We start from the raw sequence: 21,179 nt of genomic DNA on the forward strand, positions 1-21,179 counted from the left end.
GTGCTGCAACTAGGACACGCTTTCCGAAGCCTTGTCTGTCCAGTATTGATAAAGTCGCTCGACATCTTCCGGGCGCTCCAACCGTGGTCGGCGTTTCAGCGAAGCGATTTTCGCAGCGAGCTTTGCCAGCTCATGGGCGGCCTTGGGATGCCATGCGTTCCTGACCGCCCAATTTCTCATTGTTTCGGGTTCTTCGTAATGACCCATGAGGCGGAGAATGCGCAAGGTTCGGTCGACATGCATCTTGTCCCTGGGGTGGAGCGTCGCGACGAAACCGTTGATGCAGCCAGTCAGCGAAATCAGCGCCTGCTCGACTACCGGGTCGGTGATGAGAGGCAGTATTGCGGTTGAGTCGTGCATCGATTTCTCCTTCAGAGTTTATGCGGTAAGAGCGTCGCCAACCGGCGCTTCGAAGAGGATCACTTTGAGCACGCCGCCCGGTGATGATGTGGATCATTTCGCCGTCATTTGGCTCGCCAGATCAAACGAGTGGCGATGTGGGCGACATTGCCGCCCACGAATCACATCGCGAAACCTTGAAGGCGTAGATCGAACGGCACAGCGTTTGACCTCGCTCATAGTTCGGCCCTGACGCATCCCCAAACCTTGTCGCCCCGAAACTCTGAAGCGCAAGGACCCCAGTGCAACGCTATGCAATCCTCGATCAGATCGCCGATCTTTCGGTCCGTACCCGCACCGTCGAGGGCCTGACGCGGCTGCGCGCCGGGCTTGCCGCGGAGATCCCGGACCGGACCGCCACGCGCACGCTGTTGCTGGCCACCTGGAACATCCGGGAGTTCGACTCGGGCAAGTATGGTTTTCGGTCTGACGAAGCCTATTGCTATATCGCCGAGATCCTGTCGCGGTTTGATCTGATTGCCGTGCAGGAGGTGCGGGACGGGCTTTATCCGCTACAGCGCGTTCAGCAGATGCTTGGGCCGTGGTGGGGGTATCTGGTGACGGACGTGACGCTGGGGGTGTCGGGCAACGCCGAGCGGATGGCCTATCTTTATGATCGCCGCAAGGTGAGGTTTACAGGGTTGGCCGCCGAACTGGTGCTTCCTAAGCCTCGAAACGCCAGGGTGGCGCCAGTGCAGTTGGCGCGATCGCCGTATCTGGCCGGATTTCAGGCGGGATGGGCCTATCTGACGCTCGCTACGGTGCATATCTACTACGGCACGAGCAAGCCCAATGATGCGCGGCGCCTGGCGGAAATCACGGCGTTCAGCCAGACCGTGGCCGGTGCCGCCGGCAAGCTGTCGGCGGCGCCGCAGCCCGCCCCAGGCGTCAAGGCCGAGCCAGGCAATCTGTTGCTGCTTGGCGATTTCAATATCTTCAATCGGCAGGATGTGACCATGGAGGGCATCACGCGGGCCGGGTTTGTCGTGCCCGAGCCGCTGCAGTCGGTGCCGGGCAGCAACGTGGCGAAAAATCGCCATTACGACCAGATCGCCTACTTCCGGCGCCTGTCGCGCATGCGTCCGACCGGCAGGGCAGGTGTGTTCGACCTGTACGAGCATGTTTACCGGCTGGCCGATGCGGATCTCTACCAGGCCGAGCGCCAGGTACGGCCAGGCCGCAGCTTCAAGGACTGGCGCACCTACCGCATGAGCGATCATCTGCCGATGTGGATCGAATTCGATATCGACGATGCCGATGCGTGGCTGGCCGGACGCGTCGCCGCTCCCAGCCAGCCGTTGGCGCTGACTTCCTAGCTCCGCGCTTTGCCGCGCGGGATCGTCAGCATGATCGAGATCGCCGCGACCACGACCATGACGAGGTTGAAGCAAAGCGCCAGGCTGGCCGCCTCGCGCACGGCAATCTCCCTGCCGCCCTCGAAGGCCATCACGCCGTCAAGCAGCGGCGCCCCGGTATCGGCACGCAGCGCCGTGAAAATGGCCGCCGAAATGGCCACGCCGAACGCGCCGCCGAGCGACGACGCCATCTTGTAGATGCCGGCCCCGGCGCCGGCCTGGTTCTCGGGCAGGGCCGACAGCGCAGCGTCGGTGGACGGCGTGGCGTAGAACGCCAGGCCGATGCCTTGCAGCGCGAACCCGGCAATGACCAGGATCTTGTAGTTCTCCAGCGAAACATGGGTCATGCCGAGCAGCAGGATCGACAGGCCCGTGATCATGCAGCCCCACAGCATGGGCTTGCGCGATCCGAACCGCTGCAACAGCTTCTCGCCCACGCGGATGAAGCCGATGATCGTCACCGCGAAACCGATTGTCAGCATGCCCGCCTGCTGGGCCGTGAGCTTGCCGCCGATCTGCACCAGCTGCATGGTCACGATCAGCGTACCCGCCACGCCATTGAGCATGAAGTTGGAGATCGTCGCGCCGGTATAGGTGCTGTTGCGGAACAGGCGGAAATCAATGAACGGACCTTCCGTGCGCAGTTCGTGCCGCAGGAAGATCGCCCCGAACACCACGGCAACCGCGGCGATCGACAGCGTCTCGACACTGCCCCAGCCGAGCCGGCTACCCTGCGTGACCACCACCTGCAGCGCGATCATCGTGACCATGAAGCTGAAGATGCCGAAGCGGTCGGTCTTTGCATCGAGCGGCACGTTGGCGCGGTTCTCCGGCGTGCCGCGAATCATCAGCAGGCCAAGCACCGCCACGACCACGGAAGTCAGGAAGATGGCGCGCCAGCCGAAGTTCTGCGTGACGAGGCCGCCGAACAGTGCGCAAAGCCCGGAACCGCCCCACGAGCCGATCGACCACAGGCTGATGGCGCGCTGGCGTCCGGCGCCGTGCCAGTATGTCTTGAGCAGCGCCAGGCTGGCCGGCATGATGCACGCCGCCGACAGGCCCTGCAGCGCCCGGCCGACGACCAGTGCCGACGCGGCGAGCGTGCCGGTGGGCGCCAGCGCCACCAGCAGCGATCCGGCGATGCTCAGGCAGAAGCCGATGCGCAGGATGCGCATGCGCCCGACGCGGTCGGCGATGCCGCCCATGAAGACGATGAAGATGCCCGAGAACAGGGCCGTGATGGCCACGGCGATGTTCATCGTCGTGGCGGGCAGTCCGAGCGACGTGCCCATGTCGGGCGCGATGTTCAGCGTGGTCTGCGCAAACAGCCAGAATGTCAGGACGCCGAGCACGATGCCGAACAGCAGCCGGTCGTTGCCCTGGAAGTCAGGGATGTCCGCCGCGGCAGCGGCCGGCCGTTGGATCGATGTTGCATTGTTCGGCAGATCTGCCGCGGTGGAGCCAGATGGTTGTGACACGATGCATTCCCCTTGCCAGGCGAGGCGGCGTCGCCGCCGGTTCAAAATTGGAGATGGGACAGCCCTGAAACCGGATTCGCCCAAAGTAGCAGCGGCGGGGCGCGCGTACTTTGTGCCAGCACAGGTTCAGCGCCTCTCGCCTGGCGGGGTATGCGAAGGATTGACGCAGGCCAATATGCGCGGGCCCAATGCGCGCAAACGCACTGACAGTGCAGCACTTTTGCGGCAGGTTGCACGGGCCGGTCGCGAACCGGCGTTGCCCGTGGAAGCGGAGGACCATGCTCACCAATATCCAGGCACTGAGGGCGGTGGCGGCACTCGTCGTGGTGCTGTCGCACCTGCTCGTCACGGCGCGCAGTTACGGCCAGCCGGTCTCGCTGGCGTTGCCGGACGGGTGGGGCGATTTCGGTGTCGACGTGTTCTTCGTGATCTCGGGCTTCGTCATGGTCTATACGCAGGACCGGCGGCGCCGCACGGCAGGTGAATTTTTGAGGAACCGGCTATGGCGAATTGTGCCGATCTACTGGTTGCTGACGGGGGCGATGATCGCGCTGCTGATGCTGGCGCCCGGTGCGTTCCGCGACGAGACACGCAGCGCTGAACTGATCGTGTCGTCGCTGCTGTTCGTGTCGACGCTGGTGGCGGACCGGATGGCGGTGCTGTACGTGGGATGGTCGCTCGAATACGAAATGCTGTTCTACGGCCTGTTCGCCCTCGGACTCCTGTTCCGCCGCGAGCGGGATGCCTTCCTGTTTCCGGTGGTGGCGCTCGTGGTGCTGGTCGGACTGGGCTGGAGCCGGCCCCTGGCGCTCGAATTCGTCTTCGGCATGGGCATCGCCCGGCTCCACCGGGCCGGGATGCTGCCGCTGGGCCTGCCGCTGGCGGCGCTTGGCGCCGGGCTGCTGGCGGCCACACTGGTCTGGCGGCCGGACGCTGACCGGCTGCTGACATGGGGCGTGCCGGCCGCGTTGCTGGTGCACGGCGCGCTGACCATGCGGCAGACCGCGTCGCGGATACTGGTCTACCTCGGTGATGCCTCGTACAGCATCTACCTGCTGCAGGTCTTCACTTTGCCTGCGTTCTACAAGTTCTCCACGCGTCATGCCGACGGCCTGCCATACGATCTGCTCGGCGTGCTCGCTTTGGGATGGACCGTGGCGGCAGCCTGCCTGTTCTATCAGTATGTGGAGCGGCCGCTGCTGGCGCTGGGCAGGAAAAAGCCCGGCCGGAGCCGGGCAGATGGCGCGGATGCGCTCAATCCCACTGCGGTGCGAAATCCGGACTGACCAGCCGTTCGCCCCGGTCCAGTGCGGCGATGGCGGCCATCTCGGCGTCGGTCAGTTTCAGATCGCGTGCGGCGAGATTGCTGGCGAGATTCTCGCGCCGGGTCGAGGACGGAATCACCGTGTGCCCCAGTTGCAGTTGCCAGGCCAGCGCGACCTGTGCCGGCGACACGCCATGCGCTGTTGCAATCTGTTGCAGTACCGGGTCCTCCAGCACCTTGCCGTAGGCCAGCGGCATGTAGCCCGTCACGGCAATGCCGTGCCCGGCCATGAAGTCGGTCACCTTGCGGTTCTGCAGGAACGGGTGCACCTCGATCTGGTTCGTGGCGATGGCCTTGGCGCCCACCACGTCGATCGCCTGCTTCAGGTGCCCGATCGTGAAATTCGAGACGCCGATCTGCCGCGTCAGCCCGGCGGACTGGGCCTCGGCGAGCGCTTCCATCGATTCCCGCAACGGCACGCCGTCATCCTTGGCCGGCCAGTGGATCAGCGTCAGATCCACGTGATCCACCTGCAGCGCGCCAAGGCTCGCTTCCAGGCTGCTGCGCAGCGTGGCACGGTCCAGATTGGCGAGCCAGATCTTGGTGGTGACGAACAGGTCATCGCGCGCCACGCGTGTGGCGGCCAGCGCCTGGCCGATATCGGCCTCGTTGCCGTAGATCTGCGCGGTGTCGATATGGCGGTAGCCAAGTTCCAGGCCGGTGGACACCGATTCGATGACCGCCTCGCCCTTGAGGCGGAACGTGCCGAGGCCGAGTTGGGGCATGTTTTGCATGGGACGCACTCCGTGGATTGGGAACAGCGCAAGTGTGCCGGAGCCTTTATTGCCGGCAAACCCCGTGATCGACAGAAGACTTTTGACTAGAATTCAACAATGACTCTGACTCTTGAAGAACTCCTGGCGTTTGTCACGGTGGTGGACAGCGGCTCGATCACGGCGGCGGCCGAGCAACTGGGCCTGACGGTTTCCGGCATCAGCCGCGCGCTGTCGCGGCTGGAGGAAAAGCTCGACACCACGCTGCTGCGCCGCACGACGCGCCGCCTCGAACTGACCGAGGAGGGGGCCGTGATGCTGGCCCACGCGCGGCAGATCCTGGCTGCGGCGGACCAGGCCGAGGAGCAGATGCGCCTGCGCCGCCAGAAACCGGCCGGACGGCTGCGCGTCAATGCCGCGTCGCCGTTCATGTTCCACGTGATCGTGCCGCTGGTGGGCGCGTTCCGCGAAGCCTATCCCGAAATCTCGCTCGAACTGAATACCAACGACCAGATCATCGATCTGCTCGAACATCGCACCGACGTGGCCATCCGCATCGGGCCGCTGCGCGATTCCACGCTGCACGCGCGGCCGCTGGGCACGAGCCGGATCCGGGTGGTGGCGAGCCCGGCGCACCTGAAGGCGCACGGGCGCCCCAGGACGGTGGCCGACCTGGAGCGGCACACACTGATCGGCTTCACCCAGCCCGAGACGCTGAACCGCTGGCCGCTGCGCGACGCCGCCGGCGCCGAACTCCAGATCCAGCCGGCCATGACCGCGTCGAGCGGCGAGACGCTGCGCCAACTGGCGCTGGCCGGGCAGGGCGTGGTGTGCCTGGCTGATTACATGACCGACGCAGACCGCCGGGCGGGCGATCTGGTGCAGGTGCTGCCGCAGGAGACCATCGAGGTACGGCAGCCGATCCACGCCGTCTACTATCTCAATACGCAACTGTCGGCCCGGATCGCGGTGTTTCTCGATTTCCTGTCTGACCGGCTGCGGGCCATGCCCTAGTCCGGCTTAGCAGAAACCCTAAGTTCTTGATACAATCGCCGGTTGCTCACGCTGCGGCTTTTGCCTAATTTTTGAGCAAAGTCCCACAATACGTCTCCATCAGGACCGAGTCCCCCTACGCATGACCTACGCCGTCAAGGAAATCTTCTACACACTGCAGGGCGAAGGCGCCAACGCCGGCCGCGCCGCGGTGTTTTGCCGTTTCTCGGGTTGCAACCTGTGGACCGGCCGCGAGGAAGACCGCGCGAAGGCCGTGTGCCAGTTCTGCGATACCGATTTCGTCGGCACCGATGGCACGCGTGGCGGCAAATACCGCACGGCGGAGGAACTGGCAGCCGTGGTGGCGTCCGAATGGCAGGGCACCGGCGGCCAGCCGCTGGTGGTCTGTACCGGCGGTGAACCCCTGCTGCAACTGGACGCACCGCTGATCGATGCCTTGCACGCGCAGGGCTTCGAGATCGCCATCGAGACCAACGGCACGCTGCCGGTGCCGGACGGCATCGACTGGGTTTGCGTGAGCCCCAAGATGGGTTCGGAGTTGGTCGTGAAGCGGGGTGACGAACTGAAGGTGGTGATGCCTCAGGACGGCCAGGACTTCGCGGCATACGAGCAACTGGATTTCCGCTATTTCCTCGTGCAGGCCATGGACGGCCCGCTGGCCCGGCAGAATACGGCCGCAGCGGTGGATTTCTGCCAGCGCCACCCGCGCTGGCGCCTGTCGTTGCAGACCCACAAGCTGCTGGGCATTCGCTGACACATGAGCAAACAAGTTTCGATTACCCGCCGGCTCGAATTCGATGCCGGCCACCGCATCCCCAGTCATGGCGGCCAATGCCGCAACATCCATGGCCACCGCTACCGGCTGGACCTGACGCTGTCCGGCGAGGTCCTGCACCAGGAAGGTGCGCCCGATGACGGCATGATCCTCGATTTCGGCGACATCAAGACGCTGGCCAACGAGCATCTGGTCTCGAAGTGGGACCATGCCTTCCTGATCTACCGGGGCGACACGGCGCTGCTGAACTTCCTGCAGACGATGGACAACCACAAGACCGTGGTCATCGACAGCATTCCGACCGTCGAGAACCTCGCGCAGGAAGCGTTCGACATCCTCGCGCCGGTGTTCCGCAACTGCTTCGACCACCATCTGCAACTGACCAGGCTCGTGCTGTTCGAAACGCCGAACTGCTGGGCCGAGGTCAGCGCGCCGTTCTCGCTGCCGGCGCAGGACTGAGCCCCGGATCATGACCACCGCGCCCGTGTTCGACGATGAGGCCGCGCGCGACCGCTTCTATATGGCGGCGGCGCTCGAAGAAGCGCGCCTGGCCGAAGCGGCCGGGGAGGTGCCGGTAGGCGCCGTGGTGGTCTGGAACAACGAGATCATCGCGCGGGGCCACAACCTGCCGATCCGCTCGGTGGATCCGTCGGCCCATGCCGAAATGCAGGCGCTGCGTGCTGCGGCCCGCGTGCTCGGCAACTACCGCATGCCCGAATGCGAGATTTATGTGACGCTTGAGCCATGCGCGATGTGCAGCGGCGCCATCCTGCACGCGCGGCTCAGGCATGTGGTGTTCGGCGCCACCGATCCGAAGACCGGTGCGGCCGGCAGCGTGGTGGACCTGTTCGCTCAGGCCACGCTCAATCACCAGACTTCTGTGACACGCGGCGTGATGGCGGACGAGTGCGGGCAACTGCTGCGTGACTTTTTCGGCGCACGCCGCCGGGCGCAGAAAGCCGCCCAGAAAGCCGCCCAGGCAGAAGCAAGACCTGCGGCCGCCGCCGAGGCGCCGCCAACGCCGCCCTCGCCAGCGCCGGCCGATTAGGCGAGAATCGATGCTTCCGCGCCGAACGCGCCGCCAGAGTCGCCCCCGTTCGCACCTCACAGCCGAAGCATGAACCAGTCTCCCGCCGTCCTCCCCGAAGCTTCCGAATCCGCCGCTACGCGGCCCGTGCCGGTTCGCCTGATCGCCTCGTCCGGCTATCCGCACGACGTGGCCGTGGCCGCGCGTGGCTGCGCATGGCTGCGGCATCACGGCTACCACGTCAACAATCCGGACATCCTCGCGCGCCGCTACCTGCGGTTCGGCGGCACCGACGCGGAACGGTTGGCCGACCTGCACGCCATCGGCACGGGCGGGGCGGGCGAACTGACACTGGCGGTGCGCGGGGGCTACGGGCAGGCCCGGCTGATCGGCCATGTCGATTTCGAGCGGATTGCCGCGCAGGCACGCGCCAGCGGCACGCCCATCGTCGGCCATAGCGATTTCACGGCATTCCAGCTGGCCTACCTGGCCGCCACGGGCGGCGTGACGTTCGCCGGCCCCATGCTGCTGGCCGATTTCGGCGAGGAGCATGTCAATCGGTTCATGTGGGAGCACTTCGAGGGCATTCTGCGTAATCCGGCCTGCCAGATTGCCGTGGAGGCGCCCCAGGCCGACCCCGCTGCCACCGTGGAGGGCACGCTGTGGGGCGGCAACCTTGCCATGATCTGCAGCCTGCTTGGGACACCGTATTTTCCTCAGATCGACGGCGGCATCCTGTTCCTGGAAGACATCAACGAGCCGCCGTACCGGGTAGAGCGCATGCTGCTGCAACTGCTGCAGGCCGGCGTGCTGGCGCGCCAGCAGGCGCTGGTGCTCGGCGATTTCTCGAACTACCGCACCACCGACTACGACAACGGCTACGACATGGCCGCCGTGTTCGACTACGTGCGCACCCAGGTGCGGATTCCGTTACTCACGGGCCTGCCGTTCGGCCACTGCCCGCGCAAACTGACGCTGCCGGTGGGCGCGCAGGCCCGGCTGGCCTCCCAGGCGGACGGCTTCACGCTGGCGCTGTCGGGATACCCCACGCTCTAGCGCCACTGCGGCGCCGTCTTACGGGATACGCGCGCCGGTGGTAAAATGCCCGGTTATTTCCTCATTTCGCTGCGCCGCCGGCATGCCTCACCGCGCCCCTCCCGGGTGCGTGCCGACCGTTGCCGGACAACGGTTCGGGCCGCCAGCAGGCATCCCAGGCTTTTCCACGCGGCACACCCGCTTTCCAGACAAGGTTTCCAGACGTGCTTTCTACCGCAAACATCACCATGCAGTTCGGCCCCAAGCCGTTGTTCGAGAACATCTCGGTCAAGTTCGGCGAGGGCAACCGCTACGGCCTGATCGGCGCGAACGGCTGCGGCAAGTCCACGTTCATGAAGATCCTGGGCAGCGATCTGGAGCAGTCGGCGGGCACGGTGATGCTGGAGCCGGGCATTCGCCTGGGCAAGCTGCGCCAGGACCAGTTCGCCTATGAAGACAACCGCGTGCTCGACGTGGTGATGATGGGCCATACCGAGATGTGGGCCGCCGCCAGCGAGCGCGACGCCATCTACGCGAACCCCGAGGCCACGGACGAGGATTACATGAAGGCCGCCGAGCTGGAGGCCAAGTATGCCGAGTACGACGGCTACACGGCCGAGGCGCGCGCCGGCGAACTGCTGCTGGGCGTGGGCATTCCAACCGAGCAGCACCAGGGCCCGATGAGCGACATCGCCCCGGGCTGGAAGCTGCGCGTGCTGCTGGCCCAGGCGCTGTTCTCGAACCCGGACGTGCTGCTGCTCGACGAACCGACCAACAACCTCGACATCAACACGATCCGCTGGCTGGAAGACGTGCTCAACGAGCGCAATTCCACCATGATCATCATCTCCCACGATCGCCACTTCCTGAACTCGGTCTGCACGCACATGGCCGACATGGACTACGGCACGCTGAAGGTCTACCCGGGCAACTACGACGACTACATGCAGGCGTCGATGCAGGCCCGCGAGCGCCAGATGGCCGCCAATGCGCGCGCCAAGGAGCGCATCAGCGAACTGCAGGATTTCGTGCGTCGCTTCTCGGCCAACAAGTCCAAGGCCCGCCAGGCTACCTCGCGCGCCAAGCAGATCGACAAGATCAAGGTCGAGGACATCAAGCCGTCGTCGCGCCAGAACCCGTTCGTGCGCTTCGAGTTCGACAAGAAGCTGCACAACCTGGCCGTGGAAGCGGACGGCGTCACCAAGACCTACGACCGCAAGATCCTGGACAACCTGTCGATGGCCGTGCAGGCCGGCGAGCGCGTGGCGATCATCGGCGAGAACGGCGCGGGCAAGACCACGCTGCTGCGCAGCCTGCTGAACAACGTGGTGGAAACCGGCGTGCAGCGCGGCGTGGAAGTGGACCGCGGCGCGATCAAGTGGGCCGAAAACGCCAACGTGGGCTACATGCCGCAGGACACGTACGAGGAATTCCCGACCGACGTCAGCGTGATGGACTGGATGAGCCAGTGGACGCAGGCCGGCGACGACGACACGTCGCTGCGCGGCACGCTGGGCCGCCTGCTGTTCTCGGCCGACGACATCAAGAAGAACGTCAAGGTGCTGTCCGGCGGCGAAAAGGGCCGCATGATCTGGGGCAAGCTGATGCTGGGCCGCCACAACGTGCTGGCCATGGACGAGCCGACCAACCACATGGACATGGAGTCGATCGAATCGCTCCAGATCGCGCTCGACAAGTTCACCGGCACCCTGATCTTCGTCTCGCACGACCGCGAACTGATCAATGGCCTGGCCACGCGCGTGATCGAAGTGCGCCCCAATGGCACGGTCACCGACTACCTCGGCACGTACGACGAGTACCTGCAGTCGCAGGGAATCGAGGCTTGAGGGTCGGTTGATCCGCCGAGTGTTTGCTCCCTCTCTCTCTGGGAGAGGGGAGCAAGCCGGAGGCACACATCGCCGCTTCACCCCGGCCACACAATCCCTTCACCACCCCCTCCCACACTGGGCCTCCCGATGAATCCCGGAGCCCAGCCATGCACCGCCGCCGTCCGCTCGACCTCGACGCCTTTCTCCGCCGTGTCCGTATCCTGCTCGAAGTGCCCGAACCGGCGCGCGATGGCGGATAATGCGTGGCGATGAAACAGCCAGCCATCCTCGTCGTCGAAGACGAATCCGCGATTGCCGACACCATCCTGTATGCCCTGCGCACCGACGGCATGCAGGCCACGCATTGCGTGCTGGGTGGCGAGGCGCTTGACCGGCTGCGCAGCGGGCAGCCCGACCTGGTCATCCTCGATGTCGGCCTGCCCGACATCAACGGTTTCGAGGTCTGCCGGACACTGCGCACGTTCTCGGACGTGCCGGTGATCTTCCTAACCGCGCGCCATGAGGAAATCGACCGTATCGTCGGCCTGGAAATCGGCGCCGACGACTACGTGGTCAAGCCGTTCTCGCCGCGCGAACTGGCCGCCCGGGTGCGGGTGATCCTGCGCCGGGCGCGTGCCACCGCAACACCTGCCGCCCCGGCGGCCCCAGCGGCCCCAGCGGCACCAGCGGCACCAGCGGCACCGGGGCTGCCCGATGGATTCCACCATGACGCCGACGGCGCCCGGCTGGCCTGGCGCGGCCGCTGGCTGGACCTGACCCGCTACGAATACCGGCTCCTGGCGGTACTCGTCCAGCATCCGGGCCGTATCTACGCCCGCTCGCAGTTGATGGACCTGGTCTGGCACGACGCGCTCGACACCGTGGACCGTACCGTCGATACCCACGTCAAGACGCTGCGCGCCAAGCTGCGCGAGATCGATCCGGACGCCGACCCGATCCGCACCCATCGCGGCATGGGCTACTCGCTCGAAGCCTGAGCGCCGCCGACCATGCATATCGGCCTGCGCATCTTCTTCGGCTTCTTCCTGATCGTGGGGCTGGCGGCGTTCCTGACGCTGCGCGTGTTCGTGCAGGAGGTGAAGCCCGGCGTGCGGCAGGCAATGGAAGACACGCTCGTCGATACCGCCAACGTGCTGGCCGTGCTGGCTGCCGACGACTTCCGTAGCGGCCACCTCGCGGATGGCAGTTTCGCCAAAAAACTGGCCAGGCTGCAGGAGAACCCGGTCGATGCCAGCGTCTGGGGCATGCACAAGGACGCCATCGGCTACCGGATCTATATCACCGACGCGCAGGGCATCGTCCGCTTCGATTCCACGGGCACGGACGTCGGCGCCGACTATTCGCGCTGGAACGACGTCTACCTGACGCTCCAGGGCAAGTACGGCGCCCGCAGCACCCGCAGCAATCCGGCCGATGAATCCAGCACGGTCATGTACGTGGCCGCCCCGGTCCGGGACGGCGACCGCATCATCGGCGCGCTGACCGTGGCCAAGCCGAACCAGGCCGTGGCGCCGTTCATCGCGCGCAGCCAGGGCAAGATCCTGACCTACGGGCTGCTGCTGATCGGCGGCGCGGCGGTGATCGGCGTGGGCTGCACGCTCTGGCTCGTCTACGGGCTGCGCAAGCTGCAACGCTATGCCCGGGCCGTGGCGGCTGGCGAGCGGGCCGAAATGCCGCTGCGCGGCGCCAGTGAACTGGCCGAACTGGGCCGCGCCGTGGAAACCATGCGGCTGCGGCTCGAAGACAAGCAGTACGTGGAGCACTACATCCACACGCTGACCCACGAGATGAAGAGCCCGCTCGCGGCGATTGGCGGGGCGGCGGAACTGCTGCAGGAAGACATGCCCGCGGCGGACCGGCAGCGCTTCCTTGGCAATATCCGCAGCCAGTCGCAGCGGCTCGACCAGTTGATTCGCAAGCTGCTGGCACTGGCCGAGGTCGAGCAGCGCCAGCGGCTGGAAAACCGCGAGCCGGTGTTGCTGGCGGCAGAGATCGGGCAACTGGTCCAGGCGCTGGAGCCGCGCGCACGGCAGCGCAACGTGGCGCTGCACTGGCAGCCTCCGGCGCAGGCGGTCCCGGCCGTGACCGGCGATACCTTCCTGCTGCGCCAGGCCATCGTCAACCTGCTCGAAAACGCGCTCGATTTTGCCCCGGCGGGCTCGGCCATCGACATCGCGCTCGAAGCGGCGCCGCAGCAGGGCGGCGTGGCGATCAGCGTCGAGGATCGCGGTCCCGGCATTCCCGACTACGCCGTTGGCCGCCTGTTCGAGCGGTTCTATTCGCTGCCGCGCCCCGGTGGGGACCGCAGCACCGGGCTGGGGCTGTGCATGGTGCGCGAGGTTGCGCACCTGCACGGCGGCGAGATCGCCGTGGGCAATCGCAGCGGCGGCGGCGCCCGCGCCGTGCTGACGCTCCCGGCCTAGCCGCTTCACCGACGCTTCGCTTCACCGACACTTCACACCGGGCCCGCAGCGCGCCCACAGACGCTGGCTAGTCTTGCGGCATGTCCACTCGACACCTCAAGACGTCATGAACAAACCCCTGATTTTTCGCATCCTGATGATTGGCGGCGTGGTTGTGCTGCTCTGGATCGCGCTGCAGATGATTTTCGGTATCGTGCGCGAGCGCGGCATCTACCGGGATGACGCCGAGCGCAGCATCTGGCAAAGCTACGCCGGCCCGCAGACGCTGACCGGGCCGATCATCGTGCTGCCCTACAAGGAGATCATCGCCGATCCGCCGGCGGTGGACCGCACGGCCGCCCAGCCCAAGTTCACCCCCGCCACCACCTACCGCGAGGAAACGCGCCAGATCCTGATCTTCCCGAAGAACCTTCAGGTCCACACGGGGGTCACGCCGAGCGAGCGCTATCGCGGCATCCACAAGGCCATTGTCTACGAGACAACCAGCGACCTGAGCGGCACGATCGAGCTGCCGGACGTCAAATCCACCGCCGACCTGCGGAAATCCACGAACCACGTGCGTTTCGAGGTGGAGCAGCCCTACGTGGTAGTGGGGGTGGGTGACATGCGCGGCCTGGTCTCCGTGCCCGTGATCCAGATTGGCGGCGCAGCGGTCAAGCTGGCCCAGGGCACCCGGCTCGGCAGCCTGCTGCAAGGGCTGCACGGCCGCATCGATGCCAGCGCGGCGGTCGGCAAGCCGGCCGAGGCCCGTGTCGTGCCGTTCTCGATGAAGCTGGCGGTGCTCGGCGCCCGTACGATGTCGATCACGCCGGTGGCCGACCTGAACCAGTTCAGCATGCAGTCGCCATGGCCCCACCCGAGTTTCGACGGCGAGTTCCTGCCGCGCCAGCGCTCGGTGAGTGCCGAAGGGTTCAAGGCGGACTGGTCGATCACCTCGTTCAACACCCGCGTGCGGGAACAACTGGCAAGGCCGCAGTACGCGGGGCTGGAGGGCGCCTCGGTCACGCTGATGGAACCGATCAACATCTACGTGCAGGCCGAGCGGGCGGTCAAGTACGGCCTGCTGTTCGTCCTGCTGACCTTCGCGGGCCTCTATCTGTTCGAACTGGTCAAGACGCTGCGCATCCACCCGATCCAGTACCTGCTGGCCGGCCTGGCGCTGGCCATGTTCTTCCTTCTGCTGGTCAGTTTGTCAGAACACGTGGCCTTCCTCGTGGCCTACCTTGCCGCCAGCGCCGCCTGTATCGGCCTGTTGGGCTTCTACCTGACCTTCGTGCTGCGCAGCTGGCAACGCGGCCTGGGCTTCGCCGCGCTGCTGACCGTGCTGTACGGCGCCCTCTATGGCCTGCTGGTCTCGGAAGACAACGCCCTCGTGCTCGGCACCGGGCTGCTGTTCGTCACACTGGTGATCATCATGGGCGTGACCCGGAAGGTGGACTGGTACACGGTGGGGATGTCGACGCCGGCGCCCGTCCAGCGGACGGGCGAGGAAAGCGCGTAGCCTGTGCGACTGGTTTTACGCCCTCTGCCGCGGAACGGAAGAGGGCGTAGTCGAGGAGCGGCGCAATAAAGTGGTGTATCAGTAACCTGCGGGCATCATCACCTCCTTCATTTCCCCGCCTTATCAAAGGGGCTGTCACTCCGTACCCAGCCCGAACCGCTCCGACACTTCACCAGCGTGTACATGTCTACCTTCCCAGCCATATCGCGGATCGGCTGGCACTCCTCGCCGAGCGGAATTTTGAATGAGGGGGCGCCTTCCACCGCGTCAAAAGCCTGTACCGTGGTCGTGGCAACCCATCGCTTGGTACTTGGATATCCGGAGCAGGCCGCGAGAAGCATCAGGGCCGATACGAAGAGGCTATTTCTTGGGATAAGCATGGGCTCTGACAAGTCGTTTCGAACGTCGCAGGCCCGCCATCAGGTCCGCTGGCGAAACGATCTCCATGAAGGACCAGCGAGGGTCGTGCACCTGTATCCCGGCGGCGGCAAGTACGTCAACAATGTTGGACGAGCAACTATTGTTGGCCAGCGAATACGGTTCGTTTGCCGTCATGCGCCGTTCAATCTCTCTGAGCACAGCAGCCTTTTCCGCTGGCGTGACGCCAATCTCGAATCCCCATGAATCCCGTGCCATTTTTACCTGCTGTCGATGGAGATACCGCTCACGCGTGTCTTTGTCCCAACTTCTCGGCGCGCGTCCGTATTCCATGCCGTCGATAAGGAACGCGCTGTGTCCGAACTGCGAGCCCGCCGAAATTGCCCGAGAGTCGCTGATCACAATCTCGATGGTCTCTGTTCTCGCCTCCCGTTGGCTCGCGGTCCGGAAACCGTTGATGCCGGGGGATTCGGGCGTGCCGGAACGGCTGAGTGGCCGGCCTCTCGTGTCGAACCCCATGGCCGCGAGGTCCTCGGCCTCGAATCGGTGGAACATCTGATTCTGCGAAGCGATCATGACGGGTGCCGGCTCGCATCGGCAGGCGCAGATGTCTCCGTCCAGGGCTTCGGTTTTTCCCATCCAACTGTTGTCGAAGCGGGGGCCTACGCCGATGATGACACCCGTGGATTTGCACGCCGGGCAGACTACCTTGGCACCCACGAACGTCATCTCAGTACCCATGATCGTGCATTCGGGCAAGCCCTCGATGACTCGGCCACCGGCGGTGGACCGGTCACCCATCAGGAGGTTGCAGCGAATCATGATTGCTCCTTCTGTCCCAGAGGAGCAGACCCTAGCAGCGCTGCGGCAGCGCTGGCTGTGACTGGGGTCAAGTCTGAATTTGATCGGGGTAACAGTTCGGACTGTTTCGCTGTTCTGCGATTCCTCCGTACTGAGCCCCGCTCAGGGCGTCTCACCTCGCCGGCGCCACCCCCATCTCCGCCAGCAGGTCGTCCAGTTGGTCGACGATCGCGTGGGCGGTGATGTCGCCCTTGGCCTTTTGCAGGGCGGTGCCGAGGGTGTCGCGCAGGGCGGCCAGTTCCACGATGGTCGAGGCCTTTTCCACCTTTACCTGCATCACGTAGCCGCGCAGGCCGAGGTGATTACCAATCACATCGGTATAGAAGTGGTAGAGCCGCTGGTAGCCATCGGCGCCGGCGGGCACCGCGGCGGCGGGAGCCGGGGCGCTCATGGCGGGGGCGATGGTGGTGTCGGCGAGCACGTCGATGCGGTCGTCGATGCCCTTGCCGTCGGCCGAGTTGAAGCCCGAGTAGGCGGCGAACAGGTTGGTTTCGGGCCGGGGGCGGGCCGCTTCGGGTTTGGCGGGGCGGGCGGCGGGAGCCCTGGCGGGTTCGGGCAGCGGCTCCACCAGCCCGAGCGCCAGCAGCGTGTCGAACGCCTCGTCACTGACGCCCATGCCGCTGACTTGCGCCAACAGCGCCGATCTACTGCGTTCTCCGTTCACGATCAGCAGCAGTGCGCGCAGCTTGTGGTCCAGCTTGCGCGCCCGCGTGCGGATTTCCTCCTGACCTGCTTCAGTCTTCTGATAGACCGGGTCGACCATGTCTCGCTCCTTTGTTATGGTTCGGCCGCCCGCGGCGAGGCCCTCGGGTGCGTGGTGCGCGGCCGATTATCGCCACCTCGTTCGGCGGCTTATCCCGATTCGCAAAGATTTCGAAGTCGGAAACCGCTCTACAATGTGGTCCTGCACCATAAAAGTAACAAAAAAATTGCAATCGCCGATTCACCTAATGAGGGCTGTGGCCATGCAACAACGAGACAAGGTTTTCATCAACGGCAAATGGGTAGCACCCCACGGCACCGGAAACATCGAGGTCATCCATTCGGCCACCGAGGAAGTCATGGGCAAGATCCCCGAGGGGCATGCCCGTGACGCCGAGGACGCCATTGCCGCCGCCCGCGCGGCGTTCGACGGCTGGTCGAATACGCCGCCGGCCGTGCGTGCCGGCTATATCCGCAAGATCGCCGAGGGCCTGAAGGACCGCACCGAGGAGCTGGCGCAACTGATCGCCGGCGAAGTGGGCATGCCGATCAAGCTCGCGCGCGCCATCCAGGTGGGCGGGCCGGTCTACAACTGGGGCCAGGCCGCCACGCTGCTCGAAAAATTCGCGTTCGAGGAACAGGTCGGCAACTCGCTCGTCGTGCGCGAGCCGGTGGGGGTGGTGGCCGCCATCACGCCGTGGAACTACCCGCTGAACCAGATCACGCTGAAAGTGGCGCCGGCACTGGCCGCAGGCTGCACCGTGGTGCTCAAGCCGTCGGAAGTGGCGCCGCTGAACGCGTTCGTGCTGGCCGAGGTGATCGAGGCCGCCGGCCTGCCGCCGGGCGTGTTCAACCTCGTCACGGGCTATGGTCCGGTGGTGGGCGAGGTGCTGGCGAGCCATCCGGAAGTGGACATGGTGTCGTTTACCGGCTCCACGCGCGCCGGCAAGCGCGTCTCCGAACTGGCCGCGCAGTCCGTCAAGCGCGTGGCGCTGGAACTGGGCGGCAAGTCGGCCTCGGTGATCCTGGACGATGCTGACCTGCCGTCGGCGGTCAAGGGCACCATCGGCGCCTGCTTCCTGAACTCGGGCCAGACCTGCTCCGCGCATACCCGCATGCTGGTGCCGCGCAGCCGCTACGACGAGGTCAAGGCGATTGCCGCGAAGGTGGTCGAGGGCTATACGCTCGGTGATCCGCTGGTGGAGACCACGCGCCTCGGCCCGCTGATTTCCGATGTGCAGAAGGGCCGCGTGACGAGTTACATCCGGCGTGGCCTGGAAGAGGGCGCCGAACTGGTCGCGGGCGGCCCCGATGCGCCCGAAGGCTTCGCACGCGGCTTCTACGTCAAGCCCACCGTGCTCGGCAACGTCGATCCGCGTGCCACCGTGGCGCAGGAAGAAATCTTCGGGCCGGTGCTGTCGGTGATCTGCTATGACACCGAGGAAGACGCCATCCGCATTGCCAACGACAGCATCTATGGCCTGGGCGGCGGCGTGTGGTCTGGCGACGAGGCGCGCGCCATCAAGGTGGCCCGCCGTATCCGTACCGGCCAGGTCGATATCAACGGCGGCCCGTTCAACATGAACGCGCCGTTCGGCGGCTTCAAGCAGTCCGGCAACGGGCGCGAGGGCGGCAAGTTCGGGCTGGAGGAATTCCTCGAATACAAGTCTCTGCAACTGAAGAAGCCCGCCTGAGCGGCCTGCCGCCACGGTTGCGTACCGAAAACTTCGATGCCCGGCTCGTCCGGGCATTTTTGTATGCTCGGAAATCTGCGATGCTTGCGGTTTTCCACGGGGGAGAGGGTCCGATGCGCTGGTTCAAACGGCTGGGGTGGTTGTTGCTGGGCACGCTGCTGCTGACGGTGACGGGTGCCATTGGCGGCTACATCTGGTATCGGCAGGCGTCGCAGCCTGACGTCGCCGGCACGATGGTGCTGCCTGGCCTGCGCGAGCGCGTGGTAGTGGTGCGCGACCGCAACGCCGTGCCGCACATCCAGGCCGCCAACGCGCTCGACGCCTACTACGCGCTCGGCTATGTGCACGCCCAGGACCGTCTCTGGCAGATGCAGATGAACAAGCGGATCGTGGCGGGCAGATTGGCGGAAATACTAGGTCCGCCGGCGCTCGACAACGACCGCTTCCTGCGCACGCTCGGCGTACGGCGCAATGCCGAGGCCGTCTACGCCCGCGCCACCCTCGAGACCCGCGCCGTCCTGCAGGCCTATGCCGATGGCGTGAACGCGTTCATCGACAACCGCAAGTCGGCGCTCTCCCCCGAATTCCTGATCCTTGGCACGCGTCCGGAACGCTGGGAGCCGGTTGACACGCTCGGCTGGCAAACCATGATGGCCTGGGATCTTGGCGGCAACTGGACGCAGGAAGTGCTGCGCATGGGTCTGGCCCAGCAACTGCCCACCTCGCGGATCGCCGAAATTTTGGCGCCGTATCCCGGCGACAAGCCGCTGCGGACCATGGATTACGCCAACTTCTACCGCCAGCTCGCGCCGGTGGCCACGGCCATGGCGCAGGTGGCCGAGCGCGCCCCGTCCGGCTACGTGGAAGGGATGGGCTCGAACAACTGGGTGGTGTCCGGCGCCCACACGCGCAGCGGCAAGCCGCTGCTGGCCAACGACCCGCATCTGGGCCTGCAGGCGCCCGCGCTCTGGTACTTCGCACATCTGCAGGCGCCCGGCATGGAACTGGCCGGCGCCACGCTGCCGGGCGCGCCGCTGGTGGTGCTGGGCCACAACCAGCGCATTGCCTGGGGTTTCACGAACACCGCGCCCGATGTGCAGGACCTCTATGTGGAAAGGATCGATCCGGCCAATCCGGGCCGCTACCAGACCCCGGACGGCTGGGCCGAGTTCGGGACCCATACGGAAGTGATACGCGTCAAGGGCGAGTCCGATGTCACGCTCAAGGTCCGCACCACGCGCCACGGACCGGTCATGTCCGACGTGGCCGACCCGATCCGCGCCGCCGCCAAACCGCTCGGCGAACGTTATGCCATCGCGTTCCAGTGGACCGCGCTGCGGCCCGACGACAAGACCTTCCAGGCCAGCCTGCACATGGGCCAGGCCACGGACTGGAAGAGTTTCACCGCCGCGCTGCGCGATTTCCACGCGCCGCAGCAGAACATGGTCTATGCCGACGTGGACGGCAACATCGGCTATATCGCGCCGGGACGGGTGCCGATCCGCCGCGCCGACAACGACCTGATGGGTCTGGCACCGGCGCCGGGCTGGGACGCGCGCTACGACTGGCAGGGTTTCATCCCGTTCGAGCAGCTTCCGCAACGCTACAACCCGCCTGAGGGCATGATCGTCACGGCCAACCAGAAAATCGTCGGCGACCAGTACCCGTACTTCATCACCAGCGAATGGAGCGTGCCGTACCGCGCCCAGCGTATCCAGGCGCTGCTCGACGCCACGCCGCGCCACACGCCCGACACCTTCGGCGCGATCCAGAAGGATGTGCTGTCGCTGGCCGTGCGCGACGCGCTGCCGCTGCTGCTGGCCGCCCCGGCGGTCAACGATGCTGCGTTGCCGCCGCGCCAGCGCGACCTGCTCGACGCGCTGCGCAAGTGGGACGCCACGATGGCGGCCGACCGGGCCGAGCCGCTGGTGGCCACCGCATGGCTGCGCGAGCTGTCGCGGCTGCTGTTCGAGGACAAGGTCGGCGAGCCGCTGTTCGGCAAGCTCTGGGACCAGCGCAACGTGCAGCAGCCGATGCTGAACGCGCTGCGCGATCCGGCCGGGGTTGGTGCGTTCTGGTGCGACAACACGCGCACCACCGCCCGGGAGACCTGTGCCGACACCATCGGGCTGGCCTGGCAGCGCGCCATCGCCGACCTGGACCGCCGCTATGGCGAAGACACGGGCAAGTGGCGCTGGGGCAAGGCCCACACGGCGCGCTCGGAGCACAAGCCGTTCGGCAAGGTGCCGTACCTGAACAGCCTGTTCAACGTGCGGGTGCGTACCGGCGGCGATACCTATACCGTTGATGTCGGCCGCCACAGCCTGCGCGACGAGCAGGCACCCTTCGAGAGCGTCCATGCGGCAAGCCTGCGGGCGGTCTATGACCTGTCTGATCTGTCAGCATCGCGTTTCATGTCTTCGACGGGCCAGTCCGGCAACGCGCTGTCGCCGCACTATCGCGACTGGACCGACAAGTGGGCCCGCGTCGAATACGTCACCATCGGCGCGCACCGGCGCAATCCGGGCGGCGACAGCTTCGACACGCTGGTCCTGCAGCCCGCCGCGCCGGCACAAAAGGCCGCGCCGTAGGCAGCAGGGCCGGGGCTTTGGCAGTACCATCCGGTTTTCCGCATTTCCGCATTTCCGTC

18 protein-coding genes are annotated in these 21,179 nt (G+C 65.8%); 13 read left to right on the top strand and 5 right to left on the bottom strand.

Annotated elements, in window-relative coordinates:
- Window positions 1-9 precede the first annotated feature (9 nt).
- Window positions 10-360 (bottom strand): hypothetical protein, encoded by a 351-nt coding sequence (locus EV147_RS05160; protein ID WP_130390024.1) that lies wholly within the window; start codon window positions 358-360, stop codon window positions 10-12.
- 281 nt (window positions 361-641) lie between these two features.
- On the opposite strand from EV147_RS05160, the gene EV147_RS05165 reads away from it, so the two are divergent.
- On the top strand, window positions 642-1,715 hold the full coding sequence (locus EV147_RS05165; RefSeq protein ID WP_130390025.1) for an endonuclease/exonuclease/phosphatase family protein: 1,074 nt from the start codon (window positions 642-644) through the stop codon (window positions 1,713-1,715).
- On the opposite strand, the gene EV147_RS05170 is transcribed toward EV147_RS05165, so the two are convergent.
- On the bottom strand, window positions 1,712-3,232 hold the full coding sequence (locus EV147_RS05170; RefSeq protein WP_235844605.1) for an MFS transporter: 1,521 nt from the start codon (window positions 3,230-3,232) through the stop codon (window positions 1,712-1,714). The two genes, EV147_RS05165 and EV147_RS05170, sit on opposite strands and share 4 nt — an antisense overlap.
- Window positions 3,233-3,510: 278 nt before the next feature.
- Between EV147_RS05170 and EV147_RS05175 the strand changes: the two genes are divergently transcribed.
- A complete protein-coding gene (locus EV147_RS05175; RefSeq protein ID WP_157994664.1) occupies window positions 3,511-4,518 on the top strand; it encodes an acyltransferase family protein in 1,008 nt (335 codons plus the stop codon).
- On the opposite strand, the gene dkgB is transcribed toward EV147_RS05175, so the two are convergent.
- A complete protein-coding gene (dkgB, locus tag EV147_RS05180; RefSeq protein ID WP_130390027.1) occupies window positions 4,487-5,290 on the bottom strand; it encodes a 2,5-didehydrogluconate reductase DkgB in 804 nt (267 codons plus the stop codon). The genes EV147_RS05175 and dkgB overlap by 32 nt on opposite strands.
- Window positions 5,291-5,389: 99 nt before the next feature.
- Here dkgB and EV147_RS05185 point away from each other — a divergent pair, with 99 nt between their 5' ends.
- The 9 genes from EV147_RS05185 to creD all read left to right on the top strand — a co-directional run bounded on the left by EV147_RS05185 (window position 5,390) and on the right by creD (window position 14,894).
- On the top strand, window positions 5,390-6,283 hold the full coding sequence (locus tag EV147_RS05185; RefSeq protein WP_130390028.1) for a LysR family transcriptional regulator: 894 nt from the start codon (window positions 5,390-5,392) through the stop codon (window positions 6,281-6,283).
- Window positions 6,284-6,404: 121 nt separating this feature from the next.
- Entirely contained in the window at window positions 6,405-7,037 is a 633-nt protein-coding gene (gene queE / locus EV147_RS05190) for a 7-carboxy-7-deazaguanine synthase (RefSeq protein WP_130390029.1), read from the top strand.
- Window positions 7,038-7,040: 3 nt separating this feature from the next.
- Window positions 7,041-7,517 (top strand): 6-pyruvoyl trahydropterin synthase family protein, encoded by a 477-nt coding sequence (locus tag EV147_RS05195; protein WP_130390030.1) that lies wholly within the window; start codon window positions 7,041-7,043, stop codon window positions 7,515-7,517.
- Between the two features lie 10 nt (window positions 7,518-7,527).
- The gene (gene tadA, locus EV147_RS05200) at window positions 7,528-8,106 is read left to right on the top strand and encodes a tRNA adenosine(34) deaminase TadA (RefSeq protein ID WP_130390031.1); all 579 of its coding nucleotides are present in this window, start codon (window positions 7,528-7,530) and stop codon (window positions 8,104-8,106) included.
- A 69-nt stretch (window positions 8,107-8,175) separates the two neighbouring features.
- A complete protein-coding gene (ldcA, locus tag EV147_RS05205; protein ID WP_130390032.1) occupies window positions 8,176-9,141 on the top strand; it encodes a muramoyltetrapeptide carboxypeptidase in 966 nt (321 codons plus the stop codon).
- Between the two features lie 203 nt (window positions 9,142-9,344).
- Entirely contained in the window at window positions 9,345-10,967 is a 1,623-nt protein-coding gene (locus tag EV147_RS05210) for an ABC-F family ATPase (RefSeq protein ID WP_130390033.1), read from the top strand.
- Between the two features lie 251 nt (window positions 10,968-11,218).
- The gene (gene creB / locus EV147_RS05215; RefSeq protein ID WP_130390034.1) at window positions 11,219-11,947 is read left to right on the top strand and encodes a two-component system response regulator CreB; all 729 of its coding nucleotides are present in this window, start codon (window positions 11,219-11,221) and stop codon (window positions 11,945-11,947) included.
- A 12-nt stretch (window positions 11,948-11,959) separates the two neighbouring features.
- The gene (gene creC, locus EV147_RS05220) at window positions 11,960-13,393 is read left to right on the top strand and encodes a two-component system sensor histidine kinase CreC (RefSeq protein ID WP_130390035.1); all 1,434 of its coding nucleotides are present in this window, start codon (window positions 11,960-11,962) and stop codon (window positions 13,391-13,393) included.
- 106 nt (window positions 13,394-13,499) lie between these two features.
- Entirely contained in the window at window positions 13,500-14,894 is a 1,395-nt protein-coding gene (gene creD, locus EV147_RS05225) for a cell envelope integrity protein CreD (protein WP_130390036.1), read from the top strand.
- Window positions 14,895-15,254: 360 nt separating this feature from the next.
- Here creD and EV147_RS05230 read toward each other — a convergent pair whose 3' ends face one another.
- Together EV147_RS05230 and EV147_RS05235 are read right to left on the bottom strand one after the other, a co-directional pair.
- Window positions 15,255-16,094, bottom strand: coding sequence for a PAAR domain-containing protein (locus tag EV147_RS05230; protein WP_130390037.1), 840 nt, complete (start codon window positions 16,092-16,094; stop codon window positions 15,255-15,257).
- 151 nt (window positions 16,095-16,245) lie between these two features.
- Window positions 16,246-16,896: a hypothetical protein gene (locus EV147_RS05235; RefSeq protein ID WP_130390038.1), complete on the bottom strand. Its 651-nt coding sequence runs from the start codon at window positions 16,894-16,896 to the stop codon at window positions 16,246-16,248.
- Window positions 16,897-17,098: 202 nt separating this feature from the next.
- On the opposite strand from EV147_RS05235, the gene EV147_RS05240 reads away from it, so the two are divergent.
- Together EV147_RS05240 and EV147_RS05245 are read left to right on the top strand one after the other, a co-directional pair.
- Window positions 17,099-18,529 carry an aldehyde dehydrogenase family protein gene (locus tag EV147_RS05240; protein WP_130390039.1) on the top strand — a complete coding sequence of 477 codons (1,431 nt, stop codon included), beginning with the start codon at window positions 17,099-17,101 and terminating at the stop codon, window positions 18,527-18,529.
- Between the two features lie 113 nt (window positions 18,530-18,642).
- Window positions 18,643-21,120, top strand: a complete 2,478-nt coding sequence (locus tag EV147_RS05245) for a penicillin acylase family protein (protein WP_130390040.1) — start codon at window positions 18,643-18,645, stop codon at window positions 21,118-21,120.
- Window positions 21,121-21,179: the final 59 nt, after the last annotated feature.

The organism is Cupriavidus agavae (assembly GCF_004217045.1).
GTDB lineage: Bacteria > Pseudomonadota > Gammaproteobacteria > Burkholderiales > Burkholderiaceae > Cupriavidus > Cupriavidus agavae.